The following is a 9,813-nucleotide window of genomic DNA, read 5'->3' as shown; positions in this document are numbered from 1 at the left end:
TTTAGAATCCGACAATATTTAATAATCCCTAAGAAATACGCAAACCAAAACAGATAATTTACACCAAAAATTCATCAGCATAAAAAAAATGGGTTAAAATACAATTAGACTTTGATAAATTGTGCAAATTATTATTCAACAGAAAGGCTGAACTTTATTTAATTTCGTTGTTTGACCTTTTTAGAGACAAAATGGCGAGCATATTCATTTGTAACAACAGCAAACACCGCACTATCAAAGATAGACCTTTAAATAAATGATTTTGACATGCATAAATTTTACGATATTCGTATTGGACAATAAACCGCTAGGTAGACAATTCTACTTCAAGCCGAAGCAGATTACAAACAATTCATGATTTTAGCACAACAGACACAGTACCTCCTTTAATTCCCAAAACTTATGTTCAAAAAAGAAATATATCTTAATCGCCGAAATAATCTATTATCAAAGATCACGACTGGCAAAATTCTTTTGCTAGGCAGCATTGAAAATCCGATCAATTTTGAGCACAATACCTATCCCTTCCGTCAAGACAGTAGCTTTTTATATTATATCGGTATCAAAAGCCCACGTTTGGCGGCTGTATTGGACACTGAAAAAAACGAGACCATACTATTTGGTGATGAAATGACCATTGACGATATTGTGTGGATGGGCCAACAGCAGACTTTAGCTGAAAAGGCTGACCTTTCCGGTATCAGCAAAATCCTGCCTTTCAATCAACTCTTTGACTATCTTAACAAAGGAAAACAGGAAGATGTTCACTACCTTCCTCCTTATCAGTCGCATAATAAGTTATTACTTGAGCAGCTAACCGGCCGTTCCGCAAATCAGCTCCAGCCCTCTGTGGCTTTGATTAAAGCTGTCGTTGCCCAGAGAAGTATCAAAACGGCAGAAGAAATTATCGAATTAGAGAAAGCCGTAGATATTGCTGTTGATATGCACCGCATTGCTATGCGAATGACAAAACCTGATCGTTACGAATATCAGATCAGCAATGCCATGCAACATTTTGCGCAAGATCAGGGAACGTCCTTCTCCTATCCTCCGATAGTCACAAAACGGGGTGAAATTCTGCACAATCATATGCAATTTCACCAGCTTTATGAAGGTGATCTCCTGCTCAATGATTCGGGCGTAGAAACGGCCATGGGCTATGCTTCGGACCTGACCAGAACCTTTCCCGTAGGAAAACGTTTTACGGCTTTACAAGAGGAAATTTACCAGATTGTCTTACATGCGTTTAAATCTGCAGAGCAGCTGCTGACATTCGGAATACGTTTTAAAGAAATACATTTAAAAGCCTGTGAAGCGCTTGTAGACGGACTTATACAAACCGGATTCATGAAAGGCAACGCACAAGATGCGGTCATGAATCACGCGCATGCGCTTTTCTTTCAATGCGGACTAGGCCATATGCTCGGTCTTGATGTGCATGATATGGAGGATCTTGGTGAACAATATGTTGGCTATACTGAAGCTGAGCCAAAAGATACCAAGACTTTTGGAATCAAATCGCTGCGGCTAGGTAAGAAATTGGAGGCTGGCAACGTGCTAACCGTTGAACCCGGCATCTATATTATTCCTGAATTAACGCAGCTTTGGGAACAGCAAAATTTACACAGGGACTTTATCAATTATGATTTCTTAAAAAAACATCTCGATTTCGGCGGGATTCGTATTGAAGATAATTATCTTATTGAAACAGATGGATACCGTCGTTTAGGAAAATACCTTGAACGCGAGATTCAGGAGATCTATCAACTCAAAGACAATCCAATTGATTAATTAACGAACAACTCACATAATGATAAACCCAAAAAGTAAACTTAAATTCTTTTGGGGTCAACTCAAACAGATAAACAAATGAACAGCATTAAACAGTCGATCTTTATTATTCTAATACTGATTTTTCAGGTTCCAGCTTCCCTTTTTGCGCAGCGACTCTGGACAGATCATGGTGATCAATATTATGAATTTTCCGACAAGGGAATAGAAATGGTCAACCCCAAAAATGGGGTGCGCTCCATCTTCCTTTCACAGCAATCGCTTATTCCGAAAGGAGCAACAGCAGCCTTGAAAGTCGAAAATTTTTCCATTTCCAAAAACAAGGAGCTTATTTTGATCTATACCAATAGCAAAAGAGTATGGCGCGAGAATACAAGAGGCGATTATTGGGTTTACAACAAAAAGACCAATCAGCTGCAGCAACTAGGCCAAAAATTCCCGGCCTCACAACTGATGTTTGCGAAGTTTAACCCGCAAGCAGATAAGGTCGCCTACGTCAATAAAGCCGACCATAATGTTTACGTGGAAGATCTCGCCAGTGGCAGCATCGTTTCCGTTACCAAAGATGGAACAGACCGTTTAATCAATGGTACTTTCGATTGGGTTTACGAGGAAGAATTTGGATGTAAAGATGGTTTCCGCTGGTCGCCCGACGGTGCTTCCATTGCTTATTGGAAGCTTGATGCCCGCAACATCCGTAATTTTCTGATGATCAACAATACGGATAGCCTCTACTCCTATACCATTCCCGTGGAGTATCCTAAAGTTGGACAATCGCCGAGTGCCTGTTCGATATGGACCTATGAAATCGCCACTGGAAAAAATACCATGCTGAATATCCCGGGAGATCCCAACCAGCACTATATTCCCCGCATGGAATGGTGTCTTGATAGCAAGCAGGTTATCCTAGAGCAGCTCAACAGAAAACAAAATGAGAGCAAAATCTATACCGTAGCTCTCTCCGATAATAAAGCGCAAAACATACATCAGGAGCAAAGCGACTCGTGGATTGATATCAAAGCACGATGGAACAACAACGATCCTTCGGGATGGGACTGGGTTCAAGGTGGCAAGGCCTTTATCTGGGTCTCGGAAAAGGACGGCTGGCGCAAAATCTATCAGATTGATTTATCGGGCAACGAGAAGCTGGTTATGAAAGCGGACTATGATATGATCAATCTTGACTTTTTCGATCCGAAAAATGAAACGATTTATTTTACCGCCTCTCCAAGCAATGCAACGCAGAAGTATCTGTATAGTGTATCGACGAAAGGCGGAGTTCCAAAAAGACTGACCCCGGCCTCATACGAAGGCACCTGCGATTATGATATTTCAAAAGACGGTAAAATTGCCATCTTCAGCTTTAGCAACCGGGCAACATTAAAACACAATGCCGTTATTGAGTTACCGACACACAAAATACTCGTAGACTTTGATTTTAAACGTGAAAAAAAAGTCAGCGATGGTATTGCCGAGTTTTTTAAAGTTAAAACAACGGACGGTATTGAGTTAGACGGCTGGATGGTAAAACCACTTGATTTCGATCCCAATAAAAGGTATCCTGTCGTCTTTATGGTCTACGGCGAACCAGCATCACAAACTGTATTAGACAATTTCGGTGCAGGCTATAACAGTTTATATAAAGGAAATATGGCGCAGGATGGCTACATTTATATTTCTTTGGATAATCGCGGAACTCCTGCTCCTAAAGGCAGTTTGTGGCGAAAAAGCATCTACCGCAATATCGGGCAGCTCAATATTCGCGACCAGGCTTTGGCAACACAAGAAATCCTGAAATGGCCTTTTGTCGACAATTCACGTGTGGCCGTCTGGGGCTGGAGCGGTGGCGGATCAAGCACGCTGAACCTACTGGGACAATATCCTCAAATCTATAAAACGGGTATCGCCATTGCAGCTGTAGCAAATCAGCTCCTTTACGACAACGTATATCAAGAACGCTACATGGGCCTCCCCCAAGAAAATCTTGCAGACTTTGAAAACGGCTCTCCGCTGAAATATGCAAAAAACATCAAAGGTAATTTACTCTATATCCATGGAACCGGAGACGACAATGTGCATTATCAAAATGCAGAAGTCCTGATCAATGAACTGATCAAAAATAACGTGCAGTTCCAGTTGATGTCTTACCCCAACCGCAGCCATTCGATCAGCGAGGGACAAGGTACACATGAACATTTAAAAACATTATTTACAAACTATCTAAAATTACATTGCCCTCCGGGTGGAAGATAGACCGAATAGTTATCATTTACAGATGAAAAGAATACTATTATATGCATTGGGAACCTGCGGTCTACTGACCGCAGGCATACAGCAATCAGCGGCCCAGCTGATGAAAGAAAAAAATGAATTCACAAGAGCGGATTCACTGCGCGGATACCTGTCACCGCTGCGAACCTGCTACGATATCCAATACTACCATTTGGATGTTAAGGTAGATATAGACAATAAGTTTATTTCGGGTTCAAACCTTTTCCGTTTCAAGGCCACAACTGATTTTAATCGCCTGCAATTTGATCTTTTTGCAAATCTCAACGTAGACAAAGTCGTATATAAGGGGAAAGAACTTTCCTTTACCAGAGAACACAATGCTGTCTTTGTCGAATTTCCTGCGACTATCAAGAAAGGAATACAGGAAGAGTTTACGGTATATTACGAAGGCCATCCTACAGAAGCGGTCAAAGCTCCCTGGGACGGCGGCTTTGACTGGAAAAAAGATAGCAATGGAAAGCCATGGGTGGCCACGGCCTGCCAGGGTATGGGTGCGAGTGTCTGGTGGCCAAACAAAGACCATCAATCCGATGAAGTGGATAGTATGCTGATTTCCATCGCTGTCCCGAAAGAGGTGATGAATGTTTCCAATGGACGTTTGGTCAAGGTAGAAAAGATGAAGGATGGTTACACCAAATACCACTGGAAAGTTGCCAATCCGATCAACAACTATAATGTCGCCATCAACATCGGCGACTACGTTCATTTTAAGGAAAAATACAAAGGTGAAAAAGGGCCATTGGATATAGACTACTATATTTTGCGCGAAAACGATACGGCAGAAAAAAAAGCCCATCTTCAGAAAAACGCCAACCAGACCTTAGAAGCCTTTGAACATTGGTTTGGTCCATACCCATTCTATGAAGATGGCTATAAACTTGTTGAAACCTACCATACCGGCATGGAACACCAGAGTGCCATTGCCTATGGTAACCATTACCAGAATGGCTATCGCGGCGGGGATGCGTCGGGAACCGGCTGGGGACATAAATGGGATTTTATTGTGGTCCACGAATCTGGTCACGAATGGTTTGGCAACAATATTACTTCAGCTGATCTGGCCGATATGTGGATTCACGAAAGCTTCACTAATTATTCCGAAGGCTTATTTATCGACTATTTCTATGGTAAGGAAGCCAGCCAGGCTTACGCCCATGGTATCCGGAGCGGGATCCAAAATGATAGCCCCATCCAGGGCCCTTACCATGTAAATAAAGAGGGATCTGGGGATATGTATCCCAAAGGCGGTGTTATGCTTAACATGATCCGTACGATGATCGACAATGATGAAAAGTGGCGGAATATTCTGCGGGGATTAAACAGCAAGTTTTATCACCAACAAGTCGATTATACTGATGTTGTCAACTACGTAAGCCAGCAGTCCGGCCTAGACCTGCTGAAAGTGTTTGAACAGTATGTAAAGCATACTGCCATTCCTACACTGGAAATCAAACAAGATCCTTCAGGCAGAATATTGGGCCGCTGGATCAGCGAAGTCAAAGGCTTCCATATGCCCATACATATTGGCGTAAAAGGTCAAAAAAGAGAACTTATCCAGTTGGACCAACATTTCAGACCGATTAAAGTAGCCGGTTTAACGAAAGAGAATATCGATATTGATACGTTTAACTATTATGTCGGCGTATTGTTCGAATAAAAACAGCTTCAACGTTACCAACATGAAATAAACACAGCGCCCCAGAAAGTTAGCTACTTTCCGGGGCGCTGTGTTTTTGAACCACTCTTATCGCTTCATACCTATTCCCAATTGAAATAAAACCTTCATGACTTCGCAGACACCAACAGCAATAAAAGCATACCGAAGGTCCTTTCTGGCCAATAAGATCAGACTCGTCAAAAAAAGCAGGAAATAGGCCTGCATTAGCGGATTATTGTTCTAATGAAAGATCAATACTGATTCCAGGCAGGCGGATCTACGCCAAGAAGATGTTTTACAAAATAGTCCCTTCTTTTTCGTTCACCATAATCTCCCCCGGAAGAATGCCCCATTCCAGGAACCATGATAAAATCATGATTCTTACGCGCTTTAATCAAAGCATCAACCAATTGGAAAGTGGATGAAGGATCCACATTATCATCAAGTTCTCCAACAATCAGCAAAAGATTTCCTTCCAGCTTAGCGGCATTTTCAATATTAGAGCTAGCCGCATATTCAGGACCTACAGGCCAGCCCATCCATTGCTCGTTCCACCATATTTTATCCATTCGGTTATCGTGACAACCACAGGAGGAAACGCCAACTTTGTAAAACTCGGGATGGAATAACAGCGCTCCGGTTGAACTTTGCCCCCCGGCAGATGTGCCATAGATCCCTACCCTGCCGATATCCATGTATTTATATTGTTTTGACGCGGCCTGCATCCAGGCAATTCGATCCGGAAAGCCCGCATCTTTCAGGTTTTTCCAACAGACATCATGGAAAGCCTTCGAACGATTTGAGGTCCCCATCCCGTCGATCTGCACCACAATAAAGCCCAATTCAGCGAGTTCGTACATCCCGCTCGGGTTGCTGTAAAATGATTTTGGTACGAAAGAACTATGCGGTCCCGCATAAATGTATTCGATGACAGGATAGCTTTTAGCAGGATCAAAATTCGTCGGCCGAATAATAATCCCCCAGATATCCGTTGCGCCATCACGTCCCTTAGCTTTAAAAACCTCCGGTGCACGCCACCCTGCAGCTTCGAGCAGACTACTATTTGTTTTCTCCAGCTCCATGATAAGACGGCCATTTTTGTCGCGCAATACTGAAATTGGCGGCTGATCGACCCGGGAATACGTATCCACAAACTGCGAATAGTCTTTATTGAAAAAAGCTTGATGATTTGCATTTTCTTCGGTCAGCAGTTTTAAGCCCTTTCCGTCTAAACCGATAGCGTAATAGTGGACCAAATAGGGATCTTCTGCAGCATTCACTCCGCTGCCTTCGAAAATAACCGTTCGTTTTTCAGCATCAACATGCACAATTTTCCGAACAACCCAGTTTCCTTTCGTTATCTGGTTCTTTACTTTACCAGTAATTCCATCATAGAGATACAGGTGGTTCCATCCATCACGCTCAGAGGCCCATACAATCTCCTTTCCATCGGCCAGATCCTCACGGTATTTCTTGCCGCTATAATCAATAAAGGTCTTATTCTGCTCTTGAATCAGAAAACTCGAGGTACCGCTATTTGCATCCATCTGCATGACGCCATAGACTTGATGCCCCCGTTTGTTATACTCGAAGGTAAATGCTCTGCTGTCATCGCGCCAGGAAAGATCCGAAAGGTAAAATTGATTTGGTATGAGTGTAGCATCAAACACCGATAGTCGGTCTTTTTCAAGATCATATAAAATGGGTAGTTTTTGCGCAAGCTCATCTCCGGGCTTCACGTAATCGCGTGTCTGAATTTTAGGCTGCAGCTGATCTTTAGGAGAAGATTCAATAAGCGTCAGTTGCCTGATCTCTATTTTTTGAGTTTTTACTGTAGCCAGCTTACGACTATCTGGTGCCCATTGAATATCATTGCTATAATAATTTGCCGTGTTGCCATCAAAGGTAATTTGTCGGGCCTCGTTTGTATTTCCCTTTTTTGCCAGGAATACATTATTATTGCGGATAAATGCCACATATTTTTTATCTGGAGATTCGACTTCCCTATAGGCATTTCCCTGCTCACGCTGCCCCCAATATCGCATATTTCGTTCTTTATTTCCACTTGCAGCGCCCTGGCTCAATTGCGAGGAACGACGGTTCCAGATCCACAGGTAGCCCGCGATATCGAGCGATACTTGATCCTCATCCAGCAATTTTATCTGATCATTGGAAATAACACGATTTTCGATTTTCCGCCCCAGCTTTTCATCCACTAACGAAAATACGTTCGTCAGATCAAACAGCTGTTCTTTTGTTTTTGCCTGGGGATTGACCAAAATATACTCTTTTCCCTGCAACGTATTTCGATCATACCAAAAGAGATCCCCCTTATCATTCCAATAAAACTGGCCGGGCAGATTTTCAATTTTGTTGGTCAATTGTTTTTTTAAGTTTTGTGCACGCGTATAATCTGCCACAGTTCCTTGACCAAACAGAAACTGTGCAGACAACAACAAAACCGCTGTACTAAGAAACTTCATACTTTCTTCGCTTAGGATTGATTAAATAATAGATCGGGATTCCCAATAGTGCAATGATAATGCCCGGCCAGGTATAATTGGGTTTGAAAATGACCATCAACCCAATAAAGGCAAGTCCCATCAGAATATAAAGAATGGGAAGAAAAGGATAGCCAAATGCTTTATAGGGTCTGTTCAAATCTGGACGTGTGATACGGAGACGAATAATACCCGCAATCGCGAGTACATAAAATATAACGACCACACAGGTAATCATGTCCAATAAATCACCATATTTTCCGCTTAAACACCATATTGACGCAGCGACACATTGTATCCAGAGTGCCCAGGCAGGTACCGCATGCGCATTGAGCTTACCTGCCCTTTTAAAAAACAAACCATCTTTGGCCATAGAATAATACACCCTCGCTCCTGCCAGGATAATCCCATTATTACAGCCAAAAGTGCTGATCATGATCATAATCGCTATAATAGTTATCCCAAATGGGCCAAAAACTTCTTGAGCGACACTCATGGCTACACGATCTTTTGGTGCATTGACCATAGCTTCCAAAGGCAATATGCCGGTGTACATCAAATTAGTCAGAAGATAGATTACGGTAACCAGTAAAGTCCCTAATGCAAGACTCAAGCCGATATTACGTTGTGGATTTTTAATTTCGCCGGCTACTGCGGAAGATGAGTGCCAGGAATCGCTGCTGAAGAGCGCACCGACCATAGCCGCAGAAAAAGCGCCCATTGCTGAAAATCCATCATAAGATGCGTACGTTCCATCCGTATTTAAACGGCGCATTGACCAAAGTGATATATTGTCCCAGTTCCAAGCCCAAACTTCATGTTTCAAAGCCAGGAAGCCAAAGAGCAACAAGAGCAACAGGCTCCCGATCTTGATCAATGTGATGGATGTCTGTACGCGCTTTCCGCTATTTACGCCTCTTGAATTAATATAGGTTAATACAATAATGACGGTAATTGCCAGCAGCTGCGCTGCCGATACCCGATAATCTGACCATTCTAGCAGGTAAACATCTTCATCCATAAAGGGGAAGAGATAGGCTGTAAATTTCGCAAAAGCTACCCCCACAGCAGCTATTGTCGCAGTTTGTATAACGGCAAAAAATGTCCAGCCAAATACAAAACTCAATACCGGCCCATAAGCCTCCCGAAGGTAGATGTATTGCCCTCCTGCCTTTGGAAACATCGCACTCAATTCACCATAGCTCAACGCTGCAGTCAATGTCATAAAACCACATATCAGCCATACCACCATCATCCAGCCCGCAGACCCCGTGTTACGAGCGATATCCGCAGATACAATAAAAATCCCAGAGCCGATCATACTTCCAACCACCAGCATAGTAGCATCCAGCAACCCGAGGGACTTTTGAAAAGTTTGTTTCGACTCACTCATAAACACCTAGTTATTAAAATGATAAAACTTCCAGTTTGTCTCGTAATCGGGCTTTAACTTCTCGCCCTTGATAATCGCTCTCAACATTTCCATCGGTAGATAATTTTCTTTGATCACACGGTCATGGAATTCCACAAATGACATTTTCCCTTGATCTACGACCTCCTCTTTGATACGCA

General features: G+C 42.7%; 6 protein-coding genes (1 of these 6 only partly in view). 3 read left to right on the top strand and 3 right to left on the bottom strand.

What is annotated here, in order from left to right; translation table 11 throughout:
- Positions 1 to 402 precede the first annotated feature (402 nt).
- The 3 genes from B2X72_RS05785 (at position 403) to B2X72_RS05775 (ending at position 5,740) form a co-directional block, all read left to right on the top strand.
- Positions 403 to 1,791, top strand: coding sequence for an aminopeptidase P family protein (locus B2X72_RS05785; RefSeq protein WP_088160940.1), 1,389 nt, complete (start codon positions 403 to 405; stop codon positions 1,789 to 1,791).
- A 78-nt stretch (positions 1,792 to 1,869) separates the two neighbouring features.
- Complete coding sequence (locus B2X72_RS05780; protein WP_088160939.1) at positions 1,870 to 4,044, top strand: S9 family peptidase; 2,175 nt, start codon at positions 1,870 to 1,872, stop codon at positions 4,042 to 4,044.
- Between the two features lie 22 nt (positions 4,045 to 4,066).
- Positions 4,067 to 5,740 carry a M1 family metallopeptidase gene (locus B2X72_RS05775; protein WP_088160938.1) on the top strand — a complete coding sequence of 558 codons (1,674 nt, stop codon included), beginning with the start codon at positions 4,067 to 4,069 and terminating at the stop codon, positions 5,738 to 5,740.
- Positions 5,741 to 5,991: 251 nt separating this feature from the next.
- Here B2X72_RS05775 and B2X72_RS05770 read toward each other — a convergent pair whose 3' ends face one another.
- The 3 genes in view from B2X72_RS05770 to B2X72_RS05760 are tightly spaced (at most 6 nt apart) and all read right to left on the bottom strand, a layout consistent with a single transcriptional unit that may run on beyond the window.
- On the bottom strand, positions 5,992 to 8,223 hold the full coding sequence (locus tag B2X72_RS05770) for a S9 family peptidase (RefSeq protein ID WP_088160937.1): 2,232 nt from the start codon (positions 8,221 to 8,223) through the stop codon (positions 5,992 to 5,994).
- Positions 8,210 to 9,634, bottom strand: a complete 1,425-nt coding sequence (locus B2X72_RS05765; protein ID WP_088163503.1) for an APC family permease — start codon at positions 9,632 to 9,634, stop codon at positions 8,210 to 8,212. The genes B2X72_RS05770 and B2X72_RS05765 overlap by 14 nt, the downstream gene beginning before the upstream one ends.
- A gap of 6 nt (positions 9,635 to 9,640) precedes the next feature.
- Positions 9,641 to 9,813 carry the final stretch of a DUF885 family protein gene (locus tag B2X72_RS05760; protein ID WP_422663689.1) on the bottom strand. Its footprint extends 418 nt past the window's final position, so only the last 173 of its 591 coding nucleotides appear in the window; the start codon falls outside the window, past its right edge; its stop codon occupies positions 9,641 to 9,643.

Origin of the sequence: Sphingobacterium sp. UBA7253 (assembly GCF_002472745.1) — a bacterium.
In the GTDB taxonomy this organism is placed as follows: Bacteria; Bacteroidota; Bacteroidia; order Sphingobacteriales; family Sphingobacteriaceae; genus Sphingobacterium; species Sphingobacterium siyangense.
This window is presented reverse-complemented; position numbering and strand designations above follow the sequence as displayed.

What these genes read in the sequence shown, in the direction of transcription:
- B2X72_RS05785 (WP_088160940.1), top strand. Translation starts at nt 403, where the DNA reads ATGTTCAAAAAAGAAATATATCTTAATCGCCGAAATAATCTATTATCA.
- B2X72_RS05780 (WP_088160939.1), top strand. Translation starts at nt 1,870, where the DNA reads ATGAACAGCATTAAACAGTCGATCTTTATTATTCTAATACTGATTTTT.
- B2X72_RS05775 (WP_088160938.1), top strand. Translation starts at nt 4,067, where the DNA reads ATGAAAAGAATACTATTATATGCATTGGGAACCTGCGGTCTACTGACC.
- B2X72_RS05770 (WP_088160937.1), bottom strand. Translation starts at nt 8,223, where the DNA reads ATGAAGTTTCTTAGTACAGCGGTTTTGTTGTTGTCTGCACAGTTTCTG.
- B2X72_RS05765 (WP_088163503.1), bottom strand. Translation starts at nt 9,634, where the DNA reads ATGAGTGAGTCGAAACAAACTTTTCAAAAGTCCCTCGGGTTGCTGGAT.